We start from the raw sequence: 18,679 nt of genomic DNA on the forward strand, positions 1-18,679 counted from the left end.
TCCGGCGCGGCGAACGGGGGCGCGGGGGACGTCGACACCGCGAGGAACCGCAGCGGCAGCGCGTGGCGGGAGGCGGACGTGGTATTCCGGTACATGCGCCGGCGATGCGACCGGGCTCGATCGAAAACTGCTGGGAGGTAGCAACTGTGGCCGTCGGATCGGAGCCCGCGCTGCGGTATCGGGTGTTTCGCCGGGCCGAGGTCAGGGTGCTCCTGCGTACCGTGCGCGCGGCATGGTCGGACGAATTGTCCGACTGGGCAGCGGCGTTGACGTACTACAGCATGTTGTCGCTGTTTCCGGCCCTGCTGATCGCCATCGTGGTGCTGAGTGTCGCCGGACCCGCCCCCGCGGACTCGCTCGCGGGCGCGGCCGGACGACTGGGGCCCGGCGGCGGCACGTCGCTGATCGCCGACTCGATCCATCACCTGCAGTCGGTCAAGTCGCTGTCCGGTCCGATGGCCGTGGTGGGCCTGTTGTCGGCGTTCTGGACCGTATCGACGTACCTGGGAGCGTTCATCCGCGCGGCCAACGCCCTCTACGGGGTGCGGGAGAGCCGATCCCTGTGGCGCACACTGCCACTGCGTTTCGCGCTGGGGCTGGTGCTGGTGGTCGCGGTGGTCGTCACCGTGTTCGGCTTCGCGATCACCCCGGGCCTGGCCGAACACGCCGGCAACCGGATCGGGATGGGGTCGGCGGGACTGCTGGTCTGGTCGATCGTGAAGTGGCCGCTGCTGGCGCTGCTGGTGAGTGTCGCGCTGGCGCTGCTGTATTGGGTCGCGCCGAACACCGAGGGCCAGCGGTTGCGCTGGCTCACCTCCGGAAGCGTACTGGCCGTGGGCATCTGGATCGCGGGGTCGGTCGGACTGGCGCTGTATGCCGCTCATTTCGACTCGCTCAATCGTGTGTACGGGTCGCTGACCGCGGCGATCGTCCTGCTGATGTGGTTGTGGCTCACCAACTTCGCGATTCTGCTCGGCGCGGTCGTCGATGCCCAGATCACCCGGCAGCGAACGTTGCGCGAGCACCCCGGGCCGTAATCGACATCGCGGTCACGAGGCTCGTGACCGGCGGACGGCCGGTGGCGCGGAGTGCGGGTCCAGCCGGCGGTTCGTGGCCGCCAGTTGCCAGGCCGTCGCGGCCCGGAGCCGGCGGACCTGGCCGGGGTCCAGCCGGCCGCAGATGTGGTCCCAGTGCAGCGCGAGATGATCGCCTGCCACGATATCGGCGGCATCGATGCCCGCACCGGCCAGTTCGATGCGGCGCGGCGTTTCCGCCGACAGCGAGAGTTGTGCATCGCTCCAGCACAACCGGCGCACGGAAACCGTCGCGGTGCCGGCGTCGCGTGCGCAGACCCGCGCCCAGGTGATCCGGCAGTTGTCGAGCACGCGCAGCGGCAGATCCGCCGGACCCCGGCCGAGCAGACGGGTCCACGGGTAGATGCCGAACACGTGGAAGTTGTGGTTGGCCGCGCTCTCGCGCGCCAGTTCCGGCCCCAGGTGACGCCAGTACCCGCCGGCGACCGGTCCGATCACCGCCAACAGCTGCGACAGGAATTCCGTCCTGTCGATCCGCGCGCCGACTCCCCCACCGAGCCAATAGGATTCGACCAGCCGCGGATCGAGCGGATCGGCGATGCCGGTCATCGACGACAGCACCCGCAGATACGGCCAGGCTCCGGAGAAGCGCCGCGCCACGGCCCGGATCTCCGCATCGGTCCCGCCGGCCAGCGCGGCGGCGTCGGCCGGGCCGCAGTAGCCCAGCGCGTTCGGCGCGTAGGCGTAGCGCGCGAACATCTGCGGCCCGCTCATGTTTCCCCGCGTCGCCACAGCAGCACAGCCAGCAGCCAGGTCGCGACGAACATCGCCACCACGACGAACCCCATCGACCCCAAATCGAGACCACCGACCCAGGCCAGCGGGCCGGAGGTGATGCCCAGTGCGCCGGTCACCACGGACACGATCTCCTGGGCGCCGATCAGCAGGGCCACCGCGACCGACAGCCCGGTCACCAGCAGGTTGTAGTAGATCTTGCGGGCCGGCGCGGCGCAGGCCCAGCCATAGGCCGCGTTCATACACGCCCCGTCCAGCGAGTCGAACAGGGTCATGCCGGCCGAGAACAGCAGCGGCAGCACCACGATCGCGTACCAGGGCAGGTCGGTGTCGGCCGCCGCACCACCGGCGAGCACCAGCAGACTCACCTCGGTCACCGTGTCGAATCCCAGCCCGAACAGCACCCCGATCGGATACATCTGCCCCGGGCTGCGCACCGCGCGGACCAGCGGATCCAGCACCCGGTTCAGGGCCCCGCGCGCGTGCAGCCGGGAATCCAGATCCCGCTCGTCGCCGTCACCCCGGCGCGCCGCGCGCAGCGCCCGCCCGATACCGATGAGCGACACCAGGTTCAGCAGACCGATGAGCAACAGGAAGGTTCCCGACACGCCGCTGCCGAACGTACCGGTCCAGCGTCGAAGACCGGAACCGTCGTCCTCGACGCCGGAGGCCAATACCCGAGCGCCCAGTGCCAGCGCACCGACCATGACGAAGACGACGGTGGAATGCCCCAGCGAGAACCAGAATCCGACCGACACCGGTCGCTTCCGCTCACCCACCAGCTTGCGGGTGGTGTTGTCGATGGCGGCGATATGGTCGACGTCGAAGGCGTGCCGCATACCCAGCGTGTAGGCGGTCACGCCCAGTCCGGCGCCGAAGACCACATTGCCCACCGCGTAGTGGCCCGGCACGACCAGGGCGGCGAGCAGCCCCCACCCCGCGACGTGCAGCGCGACCACGGTCACGGCCATCCCGGTCACGCCGCGGCGCCGGGCGCGATGTTCTCGCGCCCACTCTCGAGGGGGCGATACCGTCACCACCGGCCGCATCGTGTCTCCCGCCCGCGCCCCACCGGACGCTCAGCAGATCCGCGGAAGCTGTTCGCCGGCGGGCAGATCCACCACCCGGGTACCGCCGAGGGCGGTGCGCGCGACCACCATCCCGGGGTGTTCGTCGACGCAGACGCCGATCGCGCAGGCCCGCGTGCCCAGCGGATGCGCCCGCATCGCCTCGAGCGCGCGGTCCGCGTCCTCGGCGGCGACGAAGGCGACCGCCTTTCCCTCGTTGGCCACGTACAGCGGATCCAGTCCCAGCAATCCGCAGGCATCGCGGACCGCGTCCGGAATCGGCAGGGCGCGTTCGTCCAGTCGCACACCGACATTCGCCGCTTTCGCGATCTCGTTCAGTGTCGCCGCGACCCCGCCGCGGGTGGGATCGCGCAGCATGTGCACATCGGCGCCGGTTTCGAGAAGCGCGGCCACCAGACCGTTCAGCGCGGCGGTGTCGCTGCGCACGGTGGTGCCGAACTCCAGGCCCTCGCGGCAGCTCATCACCGCCACCCCGTGCACGCCGATATCACCGCTGACCAGCACGACGTCGCCGGGTCGGGCGCGCTGGGGGCGGATGTCCACCCCCGCGGGCACCAGCCCGATGCCCGCGGTGTTGACGAAGATGCCGTCCCCGTGCCCGGAATCGACCACCTTCGTATCGCCGGTCACCAGTTTCACCCCGGCCGTGCCGGCGGCGGTGCCCATGGCCTCGGCGACCCGCGCGATATCGGCCAGATCGGTGCCCTCTTCCAGGATGAACGCCGTCGACAGCACCAGTGGCTGCGCGCCGGCCATGGCCAGATCGTTCACGGTGCCGTTGACCGCCAGCTCGCCGATCGTGCCTCCGGGAAAGACGAGCGGTTTCACCACGAACGAGTCCGTGGAGAAGGCCAGCCTCGCGCCGGCGACCTCGACCACCGCCGAATCCCCGAGCGCGGCGTCGGCGGCGGCGCCGAACGCGGGCAGGAACAGATGCTCGATCAGCTCGCCCGACATCGCACCCCCGCCGCCGTGCGCCATCACGATCGTCGGCGAATCCCGCAACGGCAGCGGGCACACCCAGCTGTCGGCGTCGAATACCGGTGGCGGAGTGGAGGTTCCGGCGTGGTCAAGCATGAGCCACCTCCGCCGGGAGATCCAGGCGGCGATACAGGTAGTAGGCGGCGCAGGCGCCCTCGGAGGAGACCATCGTGGCGCCCAGCGGGTTACGCGGTGTGCAGCGGGTGCCGAACGCCGCGCAATCGGTCGGCTTGATCAGCCCCTGCAGGACCTCTCCCGAGCGGCAGACCGACGATTCGGCGGTATGGATATCGCCCACGCTGAATCGGTATTCGGCGTCGTAGTCGCGATAGCGCGGCGAGAGCCGCCACCCGCTGCGGGGAATGACGCCGATGCCGCGCCAGCCGCGGTCGGTGACCTCGAAGACGTCCTCCAGCATGGCCTTCGCGGCCGGATTGCCCTCGGCCGGCACCGCACGCGGGTAGGCGTTCTCGACCTCGTAGCGTCCGTGTTCGAGCTGGATCACCGTGCGGCGGATCCCCTCGAGAATGTCCAGCGGCTCGAATCCCGTGACCACCATGGGAACTCGGTACTTCCGCGCCAGCGGCGGGTATTCGCCGATACCCATCACCGCGCACACGTGCCCGGCGGCCAGGAACGCCTGCACCCGGCAGTCCGGCGATTCCATGATCGCGGCGATCGCCGGCGGGACCAGCACGTGCGAGACCAGCAGCGAGAAGTTCTCGATGCCCAGGCGCCGGGCCTGATACACCGTCATGGCGTTGGCGGGGGCGGTGGTCTCGAAGCCGATCCCGAAGAACACCACCTGCCGGTCGGGATTCTGCTTCGCGAGGGTGAGCGCGTCCAGCGGCGAATACACCACGCGCACGTCGCCACCCTCACTCTTCACCCGGAACAGATCCTTGGAACTGCCCGGCACCCTCAGCATGTCACCGAAGGAGCAGAAGATGACCTCCGGGCGGGCGGCGATCTCGAGCGCCTTGTCGATCACCTCCAGCGGCGTGACGCAGACCGGGCAGCCGGGGCCGTGGATCATCTCGATCGTATCCGGCAGCAGCTGGTCGATGCCGTGCCGGATGATCGAATGCGTCTGTCCGCCACAGACTTCCATGATCGACCAGCGGCGCGAGGACTCGGCCCGGATGCGTTCGAGCAGGCGCTGAGCCAGTTCGGGATTGCTGAATTCGTCCAGGTATTTCATCGGTTCACCTCGTCGTCGCGGGTGGGCTCCGACGGTGCGCCGGAGGTCGGATCGGGAAGACCGGACTGGCGGGCGGCGATGGCGAAACCGTCGCCGAATTCCTCGTTCAGTACACCGAGGTGTGCGAATTCGGCCAGGGTGGCCAGCGCCGATTCCTCGTCCAGGCGCTGAATGGCGAATCCGACGTGCACGACGACGTAGTCGCCGACCGCGGCATCCGGAATGTATTGCAGGCACACGTCTTTGTGGACACCGCCGAAGTCGACAACCGACATCAGCGTGCCGTCGCGCTCGTACAGGTCGAGCACCTTCCCCGGGACTGCCAGGCACATGATCGGTTCCTTCCTTTCGCTCATCGAGCCCCGGCGGCGAGCAGCTGCCCGAAGGCCAGGCCGCCGTCGTTGGGTGGCACTCTGTGATGAGTGATGATCTGAAAGCCCTCTTCCCGCAGCCGTTTTCGCGAGAGCGAGAGCAGCAGCGCGTTCTGGAACACACCACCGGACAGGGCCACCGGCACACCCGGTTCGCCGAACCGCCGCGCCAGGGCGGCCACGAGTTCGGCGACCGCGATGTGGAAGCGCGCGCCGACGACGTCCGCACCGGCGCCCGCCGCGATGTCGGCGACCACCGCGGCCAGCACCGGTGCCGGGTCGATCCGCAGGGCACCATCGGGGTCCGGTGCGCCCAGCGCGAAGCGGTAGCCGTGTCCGGGATCGGCGTCACGCGAGCGGGCCTCCAGTTCGATGGCGGCCTGAGCCTCGTAGTCGACCACCTGGCGCACGCCCGCCAGCGACGCCACCGCGTCGAACAGCCGCCCCATGCTCGAGGTCGGAACGCAGCCCAGCCCGGTGCCGAGTTGATGAGCGAGGACCCTGCGCTCGGCGGGCGGGCACGCGGCGACCGAGGCGATGGACTCCTCCCAGGGGATGCCGGCGGCGTGCAGATGGGCCAGCGCCATCCGGTAGGGCCGGCGCACGCTGGCGTCACCACCCGGCAGTGCGACGTAGGCCAGATGTGCCAGGCGGCGGAATCCCTTGTAGCCGGCGGCCAGCACCTCACCGCCCCAGATCGCCCCGTCCGGGCCGAAACCCGTTCCGTCGAACGCCATTCCGAGAACCGTCGACGAGCCGGGCAAGCCGTGCTCGCCCATGACCGCCGCGATGTGGGCGTGGTGATGCTGCACGGTGTGTACCGGCCGCCCCGCCGCGGCCCGGCGCGCCCAGGCGCTGGAGCGGTAGCCGGGATGGGCGTCGACCGCCAGCCGCGCCGGGCGCACTCCGGTCAGCTCCTCCAGATGCCGTTCGGCGGCGCCGAATGCGCGCAACGTGGCCAGATCGTCCATATCGCCGATGTGCTGGCTCAGCCACGCGTACCGGCCCTCGGCGACCGCACAGGTGTTCTTCACGTCCGCGCCGACCGCGAGAACCGGCGCCGACTCCTGTGGCAGCGCCAGCGGCAGCGGCGCGTACCCCCGGGAGCGGCGGATCGGCAGTTCGATTCCGTCGACCAGGCGGACCACCGAATCGTCGCAAGGCACGAGGATGCGGCGGTCGTGATCCAGCACGGCGTCGGCCAGTTCCGGCAGGCGCCGCGCGGCGTCGTCGTCGGTGTAGCAGAGCGGTTCGCCGCCGAGATTGGCCGAGGTCATCACCAGCGCGGGCGGACCGGGCGGGTCGCCGGGCAGTCCGAACAGCAGCAGGTGCAGCGGGGTGTAGGCCAGCATCACGCCGAGATCGCGAAGGTCCGGTGCCACCGATGCCGCCGGCGCCCGGCCGCGGCGCGGCAGCAGTACGATCGGTCGCTGGGGTCCGCTCAGCACCGCCGCGGCGGCCGCGTCGACGTGTGCGAGGGTCCGGGCCGCGGGGAGATCGGCGACCATCACGGCGAAAGGTTTGGCGCCGCGGCGTTTCCGCGCGCGCAGCCGCGCCACCGCATCCTCGTCGTCGGCGGCGCAGGCGAGGTGGTAACCGCCGATGCCCTTGACCGCGACGATTCCGCCCTCGCGCAGCGTCTTTCGCGCGGCGGCCACGGGATCGCCGGTTCCCGGACCGGAGTAGCGCAGGGTGGGACCGCAGTCCGGGCAGGCGATCGGCTGGGCGTGGAAGCGGCGATCGCCGGGATCGTGGTACTCGCGGGCGCAGCGCTCGCACATGGCGAAATCTGCCATCGACGTCCGCTCGCGGTCGTAGGGCAGACTCGCGATGATGGTGAATCTCGGCCCGCAATTGGTACAGGTGATGAACGGATGCCGGTAGCGGCGGTCGGCGGGATCGGCCAGCTCCCGGGCACAGTCGGCGCAGATCGCCACATCGGGTGAGGCCAGGGTGCGGCCGCTGCCGCGGGTCGTGCCGGCGATGTGGAATCCGGTTCCGCCGCGCACCGGCAGATCGGTGCGCTCGACGGAGTCGACCACCGCCAGCGGCGGCGGATGGCGGCGCACCCGATCGGTGAATTCGGCCAGCGCCCAGGGTGTTCCCTCGATGTCGATGATCACCCCGTCGCTGTCGTTGGCGACACTGCCGGTCAGCGCGAGTTCGGCGGCGGTGCTGTAGACGAAGGGCCGGAATCCCACACCCTGCACCACACCGCGCACGACCAGCCGGCACCGAGCACGCCCGGCGTCGGCTGCTCGCCCGGTTTCGGTATTCACCGCTCGGCCCGCCTCGGTACTCACGGTTCACCTCGGCTCAGCAGTCGCAGTCCGGCGAGTGCCTCGCGGGCGCCCGCCTCGTCGGTGCGCTCGACCGCGAGGCCCATGTGGATGATCACCCAGTCGCCCGGCCGCACCGGATCGTCCTCCAGCAGGCCGATATTCACCGTGCGCTCGACGCCGGAGACGTCCACGAGAGCGAGCTGACCCGCATAGCCGTCCATGATCCCCACGACCCGGCCCGGAATTCCGAGGCACACGATCACACCTCCGTTCGCGACATCCGCAGCTGCGCGAGCACCCGCGCCACGGTCTCGGCGCCCTCGTCCACCGCGGCCGCCACCGGTTCGGACAGGCCGATTCCCTCGTCGGTCGACAGCACCTGACAGCCGACGACCACAGTGGGTGGCACGACCCCACCCAGCGCCCGGACCCCGGCGAACACCGCTTCCGGATCCATCCCGTGGGCGTCCAGACCGGCCGGCGCCTCCTGCCCCGGTTCGGCGCGCATCACCTCGATGCGCCCCGCCGCGCCCCGATTCGGGATCGCGTCGACGAGGACCAGCGCATCCCAGCCATCGAGCAGGTCGTAGGCCAGATGCATGCCGCGGATGCCGTAGTCGACCACCCGCACGCCGTCCTCGCGGTCCGGCGGTATCCGCCGCACCACCTCGGGGCCGAATCCGTCGTCGCCGAGAAAGATGTTGCCGATTCCGGCGACCAGCACCCGGCTGTTCACATGCGCCGCATTCGCAGGTAGCGGCGCATATCCGGAATCGAGCGGATTCCGATCAACGCCAGGGCGACGACCGCCGCCGCGACGACTCCCGTCGCCACCATTCCCACCGTCTCCATGACATCCGTCCTTTCCTCCGGCCGCGCTACTCGCCCGGTCCGTCCAGCGGTTCCAGTTCGTCGGGATCGAAATACAGGTAGCGCCCGTACCATTCGTGCAGATCGGCTCCCGGATCGTCGGCGATGACCACACCGACGTAGGTGCGTCCGTCGACGTCGGCGTGCACCGAGGTGACCCGTGCGTCCCTGCCGTCGAAGAACATGTCGTGGATGTCGGCGCGCCGGGCCGGATGCAGGCGGACCCTGCTGCCCTTGCGCACCAGCGTCCCGGCGATGGGCAAGGCATCCGAATCCGGCCGCACCGCACCGTCGGCCACCGGATCCCACCAGTCCGTCCCGGGCGGAATCTCCGGCACCAGCCGGCTCTCGGCGGCGCCCGGATCGCGCAGCACGCCGTGCAGTCGCGCCATCTGCTCGGGGGTCATCGCGTCACAGCTGTCGACGATGCGGGCCGCGCGCGGATCGGTGGCCCGTGCGGCAGCCTTCTCCTCGTCGGTCATCGCCATGACGCGCAGGGTGAGGATTTCGTCGATCTCGGTGGCGTCGTAGAGCGATTCCTGGCTTTGGGCGGCGATTTCGGGATGGTCGTAGAGGATGATCGGCGAGATCAGCATCAGGCTGCGGTCACCGGGCGGCCCGGCCAGCACCGGGAAGCAGCGATGCTGGACGCACCGCGCCACGGCGGATTCGGCCTGCGGCGGCGGTTCCAGCAGCGAGACGAATTCCGCGCCGGTGACCTCGGCGACCACGTGGGCGCCGAGCATCGAGCGGGCCAGGGCGTCGCGGCGGTCCGCGGCCGGTTCCCCGGTATTGCGCAGCGTCATACTGAGGATCGGATAGTCACCCTCGGTCGCGACGGCCAGCTCGAATTCGCCGCGCAGCGGGTGGCGGGTGCGCACGATGTTCGCGGGCCCGGTCGCCGGGTCGACGAGGGGTTCGGTGTCGCGACCTCCCGGAATCTCGAACGGCACCGTCGTGGCGACCGGGGCGCACGGTCCGACGGTGATCTCCCGTTCGACGGCCTCGTCCCAATCGGGCCAGGTGTCGCCCGCGGCGGTCGGTTCCGCGACGGGTGTGCCGTCCGCGTCGTGCACACCGCGATGCTGCAACTGCAGGAACCTCAGCGTGAACCGCAGGACCGGCTCGCCGTCCGGGGCGATCGGCATCTGCCCGGCGAGTTCGGACTCCTCGCCCAGCCCGGACGCGTGCGCGCCGACGGGGCCGAGGACGCCGAATTGCCAGCGGCAGCGGTTCTTTCGCGCGTCGGCCCGGTACGGGTAGAGCAGATAGCCCTCGTAGAGCACCGCGTCTGCGACCGCGCGGGCTCGTTCTCGGCTCGATCCCGGGGTACTCATGCCGACTCCTGTGCGCTCGCGAGCAGCCGTGCGACCGTCTCGTCGAAGCCGAGCAGACCGTGCTCGCCCTTGTAGGCGGCGAGCGCGGCCAGGGTGTCCTCGTGCAGGCGCAGCCAGCCCGTGGCCGGGAAGTGCGCCGCCATCAGTTCCCGCCACACCGAGACCGGCATGGCGTACCGGTCGTCGCGATCCCACGGGATCTGCTGCACCGCGAAACCGTGGCTGCCGCGGATGAATACGGTCCCACTGAACAGGAACACCAGCGGCACGTCGCCGCCGCGCAGCGCGTGCAGATACTTCGATCCCGCGACCTCGAGATCGTAGGTGCACGGCATCGGCAGATCCACCTCGGCGCCGCCGGTGAAGCCGGGCACCGTGGTCGCGCAGTGCATCCACAGGAACGAGCGCTGGGTGTGGTCCCAGCGGTCGCGGGGGCCGAACAGATCCAGCAGTCCCGCACTCTCGGCATCGGTGTAGGTCCGTCGGTTCGGCTCGATGCGCACCTGGGCACGCAGCGCGATCGCGTGCACGGCTTCATCACCGACAGAGGCGATTCCGATCCGCGCGGACAGGATCGGCGTGACCGCATACGGTTCGGGCTTCATCCCGAGCACCGCGAAGGTGGTGGCGTAGGCGGGACTCACGGCGCCTCCCCCGGATCGTATGCCCGGGCCCGCGCCGCCGTCTCGTCGAAGAATCGCTCCACGTAGTCGCGCACGTCCGCACCGCCGTCGAAACCGCGCCACAGCAGGCGGATCCGGCCCACGAACTCGTAGCAGGCGTCGATCGGCAGCAGCAGGCAGCGTGCGGCGGCGTCGCGGTCGGGAACCTGGATCAGCAATGCCTCGACATCGTCGGCGAGATCGCCGAATTCCGGATGCCGCTCCATGAACTCGTTCCAATTGTCCAGGGGCAGTTCGGATTCGGTGGCTCCGGCCGGCCCCGGATAGAAGGCGACGGTGCGCCCGGCCGACGAGCTGTGGAAGAAGAAGGCCAGTCCGACCGGGATCTCCAGGCCGTCCCACTCCGGCAGGCCCATCCGGAAATCCGGGAACGAGACGTACCGTCGCGGCACCGCCCGATAGCGCAGGGCCGCGGCGCGATCGGTGAACAACAGATAGCAACCCCGGCACACGCAGAGCATGCGCCGGCTTTCGGTGTCGACGACGTGCTGATGGTCCGCGCCGATATCTTCCGCGCACATCTCGCAACGCTCCCCCGCCGGTGCCGGCGGGCGTTCGGCCGCGAGGCGGCGCAGGGCGCGCACGGTCGGATTCATCCGCCCACCCCCACCGGAATCGCCACCGACAGTTCGCCGTCGCGCACCAGCACCGGCAGCGGCTCGAGGTGTCCGGCCCCGTCGAGGCGGGCACCGCCGTGCACGACATCGAAATGGGCGCGGCAACCGGGACAGCGCAGCACCGGATCGCCGCGGACCCCGCGGTGCAGAACCGCACCGGCCAGCGTCCGATCACAGCTCGGGCAGTGATCGCGGTAGACATAGATCTCGTCACCGACCCGGCAGGCGAGCACGCTCAGCCCGGACAGCGCGAATCCGCCGACCTCACCGGCGGCCAGCTCCGCCAATTCCGGTGCGCCGACCCAGTTTCCGCCGGATCGCACGTGCGCGAACAGCGTCTCCGGGGCGATCACCGCGGCGTCGGCTGCCGCCTCCGCGGTGACCACTTCGATCGCGGTGATCTCCGGTGCGGCCGCACGCACGGCGTCCTCCACCGCCAATTCCAGAGTCACCGAGGACGACGGGCAGCTGCGGCAGCTCCCGGTCAGCTCCAGCCGGACCACCGCCTCCGCGGTGACCTCGAGCAGACGCACGTCGCCGCCGTGCGATCCCAGATACGGCCGCACGCTGTCGAGCGCGCCGGCGACCCGGGTCGCCACGTCGTGCGGATGCAGGCCGTGCACCAGCAGCAGACTGGCGACCAGATCGTCGGCGAGCAGTCGTTGCACCGTGGCGTCGTCCAGCACGGCGAGGATGCGCCGCAGTCCGGCGCCGTACAGGTCGACCACCTCGCCGACCAGCGCCTCGGCCCGTTCCCGGGCCGCCGCACCACCCGCGGAACTGGCATCGAGAAGGGTCTCGATGCGCTCGCCCGCGCTGCGCCACCGGTCGTCGCCGACCGTCGTAGCGGACTCGCCGTCAGGACGCGTGGATATCGCCTCCTCCGGCCGCCGGCACCGGATCTCCGGTTATCCGACGGTCGATATCTGTGCCGGTGAATGCACCAGGTCCAGGGTCGTGCCCTTCCCGAGGTACATGTGCACACCGCAGGGCAGGCAGGGATCGAAGCTGCGCACCGTGCGCATGATGTCGATGCCCTTGAAGTGCTCGCGGTCGTTCTCCTCGAAGATCGGCTGTCCCTGCACCGCGTCCTCGTAGGGACCGGGCGTGCCGAAGCTGTCGCGCGGGTTGGCATTCCACGGCGTCGGCGGATACGGGTGGTAGTTCGCGATCTTGCCGTCGCGGATCACCATGTGATGCGACAGCACGCCGCGCACCGCCTCGGTGAACCCGCAGCCGATCCCCTCGTCCGGCACGTCGAAATGCTCCCACGTCTTGGTCCGCCCGGCCCGGATCTCCGTGAGCGCCTTCTCGGCGAAATGCAATGCGCAGGCCGCCGCGTAGGCCTGGAAGTAGGTGCGGGCGCGATCGCGTTCGATGGTGTTGCTGCCGTACTCCGGAATCTTCCACTCGAGTTCGACCGGCCCCTTCAGCGCCGTCTTGGGCAGGTTGATCTGCACGCTGTGCCCGGTCGAGCGCACGTAGCCGATGTCGACCAGACCGGCCAGCGCCGTCGACCACAACCGGGCCAGCGGGCCGCCGCCGGTGTCGAGGGCCAGATGGTCCTTGCCGTCGAACCAGCGCGGTGACATCACCCAGCTGTACTTGTCGTCGAGGTCGCGTTTCTGCGGCTTCGGATTGGTGTGCTGATTCCATGGATGGCGCCGGTCCACCGGATTGCCCAGCGGATCGGTCTTCACGAACATCTCCTGATCGGTCCAGTCGTCGTAATACGAACTGCCCAAAAGGATTCGGATTCCGAGATTGATGTCGAGCAGCGAGGTGGTGACGAGCTTGCCGTCCACCACCACACCCGGCGTCACGAACATCCGCCGGCCCCAGTCCTCCATGTCCTTGTACTCGAAGTTGCATACCTCCGGATCCTGGAACGAGCCCCAGCAGCCCAGCAGGGTGCGCCGCAGCCCGACCCGCTCGTATCCGGGCACCGCGGTGTAGAAGAAGTCGAACAGGTCGTCGTGCATCGGCACGACCTTCTTCATGAATTCGACGTAGCGCATCAGCCGCGACATGTAGTCGGTCATCAACTGGACCGTGGCGACCGTGCCGACGCCGCCGGGATACAGCGTCGAGGGATGCACGTGCCGGCCTTCCATGAGGCAGAACATCTCTCGCGTATACCGGCTCACCTGCAGCGCCTCGCGGTAGAACTCACCGGTGAAGGGATTGAGCGCTTCCATGATGTCGCCGATGGTGCGATAGCCGTGCATCGCGGCGTGCGGCGCCTCGGCCTGGCGGGCGGCGTCGAGAACGCTCGGATTGGTCTCGGCGACCATCTTCTCGCAGAAGTCCACCCCGACCAGATTCTCCTGGAAGATGTTGTGGTCGAACATGTATTCCGCGGCCTCGCCGAGATTGACGATCCACTCGCCCAGATGCGGCGGCTTCACGCCATAGGCCATGTTCTGGCAGTAGCACGAACAGGTGGCGTGGTTGTCACCGCAGATTCCGCAGATGCGACTGGTGATGAAGTGCGCATCGCGCGGATCCTTGCCGCGCATGAATATCGAATAGCCACGGAAGATGGACGACGTGCTGTGACATTCGACCACTTCCCGGTTCTCGAAATCGATTTTCGTATAGATACCGAGGCTGCCCACGATCCGGGTGATCGGGTCCCACGCCATTTCGACGAGTGAATCCGGCTCGATCTTCTTGTGCGACGCCTCCGGGATGATCTGTGTCATCGCGAAATACTCCTACCAGGTGCGAGTCGCGCCCGTATCGAGTTTCTCCCCCTTGTGCCGCCAGTGCGGCTCCTTGTCGACCGTGCGGCCGGTGATGTGGCGCAGGCTACGGATCACCGATCCGTACAGCCCCGACGCGGTGGACGAGATCTTCCCACCGGGCGGTTCGTCCATGAACGGCATGAATTTGTCCGGGAATCCCGGCATGGTGCAGCCGATGCAGATGCCGCCGACGTTCGGGCAACCGCCGACACCGTTGATCCAACCGCGTTTGGGCACATTGCATTTCACGACCGGGCCCCAGCACCCCAGCTTCACGATGCACTTCGGCGAGCCGTACTCCTCGGCGAAATCACCCTGTTCGTAGTATCCGGCGCGATCGCAACCCTCGTGCACGGTCGCCCCGAACAACCATTTCGGGCGCAGCGCTTCGTCGAGCGGAATCATCGGCGCCTGACCGGTGGCCATGTACAGCAGATAGGTCAGCGTCTCGGACAGGTTGTCCGGCTGGATCGGGCAGCCCGGCACACACACGATCGGAATTCCGGCCTTGGACTTCCAATCCCAGCCGAGATAATCCGGAACCCCCATCGCTCCGGTGGGGTTACCGGCCATCGCGTGAATGCCTCCGTAGGTGGCGCAGGTACCGGCCGCCACGATCGCGGTGGCCTTGGGCGCCAGCCGGTCGAGCCATTCACTGGTGGTCATCGGCTGGTTGGTCTCCGGATTGTTGCCGAAACCGCACCAGTAACCGTCGCCGTGCAATTGTTCGTTCGGGATCGATCCCTCGACCACCAGAACGAAGGGTTCGAGTTCGCCGCGGTCGGCCTTGAAGAACCATTCGATGAAGTCGTCGGCTCCCCCGTTCGGACCGCATTCGAAATCGATCAGCGGCCAATGTACGGCGATCTTGGGCAGGCCGGGAAGCGCCCCGAGAGCGATTTCCTCGACACTGGGCTGGGTGGCGGCAGTCAACGCCACCGAATCGCCGTCACAACTGAGGCCCGCGTTGATCCACAGGACGTGTATCAGCGTCTCTTCGGCCCGCACTGCTTCCTGGGTTGGCATGAACGCCGCCTTCCCGAGCCGGGCGGGGGCTGGCCGATCCGGCTCGAAGCCGTCTCAATCTGTGATACAGACCACACAAATATTAGTCGCGCGACATTTGAACCTCAATGGGTGCGCCGGCTGCGGCCCGGCGTTGCCCGGCCAGCCAGTCGTACCAGTCGCGGAGGCCCTTTCCGCTGGTCGCCGACACCTCGAGCACCGATACCCCGGGGTTGATCGCATGGATGTAGCGCGTGCAGCTGGCGAGATCGAAGTCGACGTAGGGCAGCAGGTCGATCTTGTTGATCAGCACCAGGCCGGCGGCGGCGAACATGTGCGGATATTTCAGCGGCTTGTCGGTCCCCTCGGTCACCGAGACGATCACGACCTTCGCGCGCTCGCCGAGGTCGAACAGCGCCGGGCACACCAGATTGCCGACGTTCTCGATCAAGACCACGCTCCCGCGCGCCGGGTCCAGCGATTCGAGCGCGCCCCGGGTCATCTGCGCGTCGAGATGACAGCCGGCGCCGGTGTTGATCTGCACCACGGGGCAGCCGGTGGACTCGATCCGCCGCGCGTCCAGCAGCGTCTCCTGATCGCCCTCGACGACGGCGATCGGCGTGCCCGGGCATTCCCGAATGGTGCGTTCGAGCAGCGTCGTCTTGCCCGCCCCCGGCGAACTGGTGAGGTTCAGCGCGAGAATGTCCCGCTCGGCCAGCCAGCGCCGATTGGCTTGTGCCAGTGCGTCGTTCTTCGCCAGAACCTTCTGTTCCAGAGTGACGGTCTCGGTCGGCCGGTCGCCGAGCTCGCGCCGGTGCGAGTCGTCGTGCGGGTGCGTGTCTCCGGAGTGATCGTGCGCGTCCTCGTGGTGGTCGTGCGCATGCTCACCATGGTCGTGCGCGTGCCCGTCACCATGGTCGTGTACGTGCCCGTCACCATGGTCGTGCGCGTCCCCGTGCTCGTGCGTGTGGCCGTGCTCGTGCGTGTGGTCGGGGTCGTGCGAATGTTCGTGCTCGTGCGGGCCGGTGATCACCGCCTGGGTGTCGTCGCCGCCGCATCCGCAGGTTGCGCACATGTGTCACTCACCTCCATGGAGCGGATTCGCAATTCCCGCCCGGCGCGGATATCGACGTCGGCGCTGCCGCAGGCGCACAGCGGGATCGGATCGGGCAGATCGAATTCGGCGCCGCAGCTGCGGCAGCGCGCCCGGCCCGGAATCTCCTCGATCACGAGTTCGGCGCCCTCGGCGAGGGTCCCTTCGGCCGCGAGGCCGAAACAGAAGTGCAGGGAATCCGGAACCACCGCGCAGAGCATCCCGATCGCAACGGTCACGCGGTACACCCGCCGCCCGGCAGCATGTTCACACGCGCCGCTCACGATCCCCTGCGCGATTGCCAGCTCGTGCATGAGTTCTCTCGATTCATCGATACGCCGATTCATCGAAGGCCGACCCACTCAGCGTACTCCGGCACCTCCACCGCACAACCCGCTCTACCAGGCCCGTCGGCGTTCTCGACCACCGATCCGCGCGGCGGCGAACACTCGGGACCGCCTCTTCGCGGATCTCCGACGGCACACCGCCACCGCCCCCGGCGACGGGAGCACTGTCCTCGGGATCGCCGGTAGGCTCGGCGGGTGACTTCCGCTCTGCCACCCAACGGTTTTCGGTCCGCGCTCGTGCTGGGTGGGGGCGGCTCGGTCGGCACCGTGTGGACCGTCGGGCTGGTGGTGGGCTTGCGGGAGGCGGGAATCGATCTCGCGCGAGCGGACCGCATCGTCGGCACCTCGGCCGGCGCGGTCGTCGCCGCGGTACTGGCGGACGGCGGCGACGTCGCCCGCTTGCTCACCCCGCCCGAGCCGGGACCCGCACCCGCCCCGGCCGTCCCCACCGACGCCGCCGACCACGTCGCCCGGATGGACGCCCTGCTGGCGATGCCGCGCTGGCCGAACCGCGACCTCGTCGTCACATCGGTCGATGCCGAGTCCGGCGACCTGCGAGCGTGGACCCGCGCCGACGCGGCATCCGTGGCGGAAGCGGTCGCGGCGAGCACCGCGGTGCCTGGCGTGTTCCCGCCGATCCCGATCGACGGCGGCCGCTACGCCGACGGCGGCGTACGCTCCCCGATCAACGCCGACCTCGCGACCGGCGCCGAGACGATCGTGATCCTCGAACCCGGCGCCCACCTCTACCCACGAGCCGACACCGACCACGAACTGGGCTCGGCCACAACCATTTCCGTCGCCCCCGACGCCCAAGCCATCGCCGCCACCGGCGCGGACGTCTTCGATCCGGAGGCATTTCGCCCCGCCTACGAGGCCGGACTACGCCAGAGCGCGGTGGCCGCCGCACGATTGCGCGAGCTCTGGCCCACGCCGTCAGGCCCGTAGCACCTCAAGGATCGAAGCGGTCGAGGATCTCGGCTGCGGCGCGGTGGCCCGACCGCACGGCGCCGTCCATGTAGCCGTTCCACACGTCGGAGGTCTCCGCGCCCGCCCAGTGGATGCGGCCCACCGGACTCAGGCTATTGACCGTGTCCCCGAAAGTCGTTGCTGCCCTGCTGAAATACCGGCGACGCAACCACAGTGTGCTCCCGCGCTGATTCGTGCGCCGCGTTACGCCCCGCCGCCGCAGCGGCTTCAGGTAATCCTCAGCTGCGCGGGACCGACGGCGCGATGGATCCGGTTTACGGTTGTGCCATGGATAAGCCGTTCGCACCGATCCTGGCCGGCGTCGCGGCAGCCGGTCTGATCGCTGCGGTGTGTGGATGCGCTCCCTTGCACGCCTCTCCGGCCGGGGACCGGACGGTCACCGTGGAGACGGGCGGCCTGCCACGGCAGTATCTGATCCACGAACCGTCCTCGCGCGGGCCGGGGAAACGACCGGCCGTCCTCATCTTCCACGGCGGCGGCGGAACGGCCGAAAACATGGCCGCCACAACCGGTTTCGACACCCTGGCCGACACCGCCGGTTTCGTCGCCGTCTATCCCGTCGGCTCCGGCAAGAGCTGGAACGACGGGCGCGGTGCGGACACCGCCGCGGGCGCGAACGCCGTCGACGATGTCGCCTTCGTCTCCGCGATCATCGACCGCCTCGTCGCCGACGACGACGTGGATCCGCACCGCGTCTATGCCACCGGCCTGTCCAACGGCGCGATGTTCACCGAATACCTCGGCTGCCGGCTCTCGGCGAAGATCGCCGCCATCGCGCCGGTCGCCGGACCGCTTCCCGCCGCCGATGCCGCCGACTGCGCGCCCTCGCACCCCATGCCGGTACTCGAAATCCACGGCACCGCGGACCCGATCGTTCCTTACGACGGCGGGGTGGTGCGGGTGACCTCCGGCCGCCACGGCCCCGGCACCAGCCCCGTCCTGTCCGTCGACGCCACCCAGCAGTTGTGGCGCACGAAAGGCGAGTGCGGCCCGGTGACCACCTCCGAGCTGCCGAAAACCGCCGAGGACGGAACCGCTGTCCACACCGCGGCCGCCGCGTGTGCCGGCGATGCGCGGGTAGCGGCGTATTCGATCGACAACGGCGGGCACACCTGGCCCGGCGGCCCGCAATATCTGCCCGCCGCCCTCGTCGGCAAGGTCAGCCGTCAATTCGACGCCACCACCGTCATCTGGCAGTTCTTCAGCGGCCGATAGCGCCGGCCGCATTCCCGGCGAGG

The 18,679-nt window shown here is 69.2% G+C and carries 20 protein-coding genes and 1 pseudogene; 3 read left to right on the plus strand and 18 right to left on the minus strand.

Annotated elements, in window-relative coordinates; all coding sequences use genetic code 11:
* Positions 1-146 precede the first annotated feature (146 nt).
* Complete coding sequence (locus tag NA3_RS14230) at positions 147-1,037, plus strand: YihY/virulence factor BrkB family protein (protein ID WP_227995076.1); 891 nt, start codon at positions 147-149, stop codon at positions 1,035-1,037.
* Between the two features lie 12 nt (positions 1,038-1,049).
* Here the strand turns inward: NA3_RS14230 and NA3_RS14235 are convergent, their stop codons facing one another.
* The 17 genes from NA3_RS14235 to NA3_RS14310 form a co-directional block, all read right to left on the minus strand.
* Positions 1,050-1,808 (minus strand): DUF6390 family protein, encoded by a 759-nt coding sequence (locus NA3_RS14235; protein WP_062964171.1) that lies wholly within the window; start codon positions 1,806-1,808, stop codon positions 1,050-1,052.
* Positions 1,805-2,878 carry a Nickel transporter NicT gene (nicT, locus tag NA3_RS14240; protein WP_218021821.1) on the minus strand — a complete coding sequence of 358 codons (1,074 nt, stop codon included), beginning with the start codon at positions 2,876-2,878 and terminating at the stop codon, positions 1,805-1,807. The genes NA3_RS14235 and nicT overlap by 4 nt, the downstream gene beginning before the upstream one ends.
* 30 nt (positions 2,879-2,908) lie before the next feature.
* Positions 2,909-3,994: a hydrogenase expression/formation protein HypE gene (hypE, locus tag NA3_RS14245; protein ID WP_062964100.1), complete on the minus strand. Its 1,086-nt coding sequence runs from the start codon at positions 3,992-3,994 to the stop codon at positions 2,909-2,911.
* Complete coding sequence (gene hypD / locus NA3_RS14250; RefSeq protein ID WP_062964101.1) at positions 3,987-5,099, minus strand: hydrogenase formation protein HypD; 1,113 nt, start codon at positions 5,097-5,099, stop codon at positions 3,987-3,989. Before hypD ends, hypE begins: the two co-directional genes overlap by 8 nt.
* Complete coding sequence (locus NA3_RS14255; protein ID WP_062964102.1) at positions 5,096-5,431, minus strand: HypC/HybG/HupF family hydrogenase formation chaperone; 336 nt, start codon at positions 5,429-5,431, stop codon at positions 5,096-5,098. Before NA3_RS14255 ends, hypD begins: the two co-directional genes overlap by 4 nt.
* A 20-nt stretch (positions 5,432-5,451) precedes the next feature.
* Positions 5,452-7,773, minus strand: a complete 2,322-nt coding sequence (gene hypF / locus NA3_RS14260; protein WP_439956177.1) for a carbamoyltransferase HypF — start codon at positions 7,771-7,773, stop codon at positions 5,452-5,454.
* Entirely contained in the window at positions 7,770-8,009 is a 240-nt protein-coding gene (locus tag NA3_RS14265) for a HypC/HybG/HupF family hydrogenase formation chaperone (RefSeq protein ID WP_062964173.1), read from the minus strand. Before NA3_RS14265 ends, hypF begins: the two co-directional genes overlap by 4 nt.
* A gap of 2 nt (positions 8,010-8,011) precedes the next feature.
* Positions 8,012-8,488, minus strand: a complete 477-nt coding sequence (locus NA3_RS14270) for a hydrogenase maturation protease (RefSeq protein ID WP_062964103.1) — start codon at positions 8,486-8,488, stop codon at positions 8,012-8,014.
* Positions 8,485-8,604, minus strand: coding sequence for a DUF6893 family small protein (locus NA3_RS39455; protein WP_372464222.1), 120 nt, complete (start codon positions 8,602-8,604; stop codon positions 8,485-8,487). The genes NA3_RS14270 and NA3_RS39455 overlap by 4 nt, the downstream gene beginning before the upstream one ends.
* 26 nt (positions 8,605-8,630) lie before the next feature.
* A complete protein-coding gene (locus NA3_RS14275; protein ID WP_062964104.1) occupies positions 8,631-9,959 on the minus strand; it encodes a hypothetical protein in 1,329 nt (442 codons plus the stop codon).
* Complete coding sequence (locus NA3_RS14280; RefSeq protein WP_227995075.1) at positions 9,956-10,603, minus strand: DUF6084 family protein; 648 nt, start codon at positions 10,601-10,603, stop codon at positions 9,956-9,958. Before NA3_RS14280 ends, NA3_RS14275 begins: the two co-directional genes overlap by 4 nt.
* Positions 10,600-11,238 carry a DUF5947 family protein gene (locus NA3_RS14285; protein ID WP_062964105.1) on the minus strand — a complete coding sequence of 213 codons (639 nt, stop codon included), beginning with the start codon at positions 11,236-11,238 and terminating at the stop codon, positions 10,600-10,602. Before NA3_RS14285 ends, NA3_RS14280 begins: the two co-directional genes overlap by 4 nt.
* Positions 11,235-12,134, minus strand: a complete 900-nt coding sequence (locus NA3_RS14290; RefSeq protein ID WP_084491552.1) for a NifU family protein — start codon at positions 12,132-12,134, stop codon at positions 11,235-11,237. Before NA3_RS14290 ends, NA3_RS14285 begins: the two co-directional genes overlap by 4 nt.
* 33 nt (positions 12,135-12,167) lie before the next feature.
* Positions 12,168-13,964 (minus strand): nickel-dependent hydrogenase large subunit, encoded by a 1,797-nt coding sequence (locus NA3_RS14295; protein WP_062964107.1) that lies wholly within the window; start codon positions 13,962-13,964, stop codon positions 12,168-12,170.
* A 12-nt stretch (positions 13,965-13,976) separates the two neighbouring features.
* A complete protein-coding gene (locus tag NA3_RS14300; RefSeq protein ID WP_062964108.1) occupies positions 13,977-15,032 on the minus strand; it encodes an NADH-quinone oxidoreductase subunit B family protein in 1,056 nt (351 codons plus the stop codon).
* A gap of 82 nt (positions 15,033-15,114) precedes the next feature.
* Positions 15,115-16,086: a hydrogenase nickel incorporation protein HypB gene (hypB, locus tag NA3_RS14305; protein WP_062964109.1), complete on the minus strand. Its 972-nt coding sequence runs from the start codon at positions 16,084-16,086 to the stop codon at positions 15,115-15,117.
* A complete protein-coding gene (locus NA3_RS14310; protein ID WP_062964110.1) occupies positions 16,041-16,418 on the minus strand; it encodes a hydrogenase maturation nickel metallochaperone HypA/HybF in 378 nt (125 codons plus the stop codon). Before NA3_RS14310 ends, hypB begins: the two co-directional genes overlap by 46 nt.
* A 228-nt stretch (positions 16,419-16,646) precedes the next feature.
* Here NA3_RS14310 and NA3_RS14315 point away from each other — a divergent pair, with 228 nt between their 5' ends.
* Positions 16,647-17,399 carry a patatin-like phospholipase family protein gene (locus NA3_RS14315; RefSeq protein ID WP_218021822.1) on the plus strand — a complete coding sequence of 251 codons (753 nt, stop codon included), beginning with the start codon at positions 16,647-16,649 and terminating at the stop codon, positions 17,397-17,399.
* A gap of 4 nt (positions 17,400-17,403) precedes the next feature.
* Here NA3_RS14315 and NA3_RS36005 read toward each other — a convergent pair.
* Positions 17,404-17,529, minus strand: a pseudogene (locus NA3_RS36005) (FAD-dependent oxidoreductase); the annotation flags it as partial.
* A 179-nt stretch (positions 17,530-17,708) separates the two neighbouring features.
* Between NA3_RS36005 and NA3_RS14320 the strand changes: the two are divergent.
* Positions 17,709-18,656, plus strand: coding sequence for an extracellular catalytic domain type 1 short-chain-length polyhydroxyalkanoate depolymerase (locus tag NA3_RS14320; RefSeq protein WP_062964112.1), 948 nt, complete (start codon positions 17,709-17,711; stop codon positions 18,654-18,656).
* Positions 18,657-18,679: the final 23 nt, after the last annotated feature.

It is taken from the genome of Nocardia africana NBRC 100379, assembly GCF_001612635.1.
GTDB classification, from domain to species: Bacteria; Actinomycetota; Actinomycetes; order Mycobacteriales; family Mycobacteriaceae; genus Nocardia; species Nocardia africana.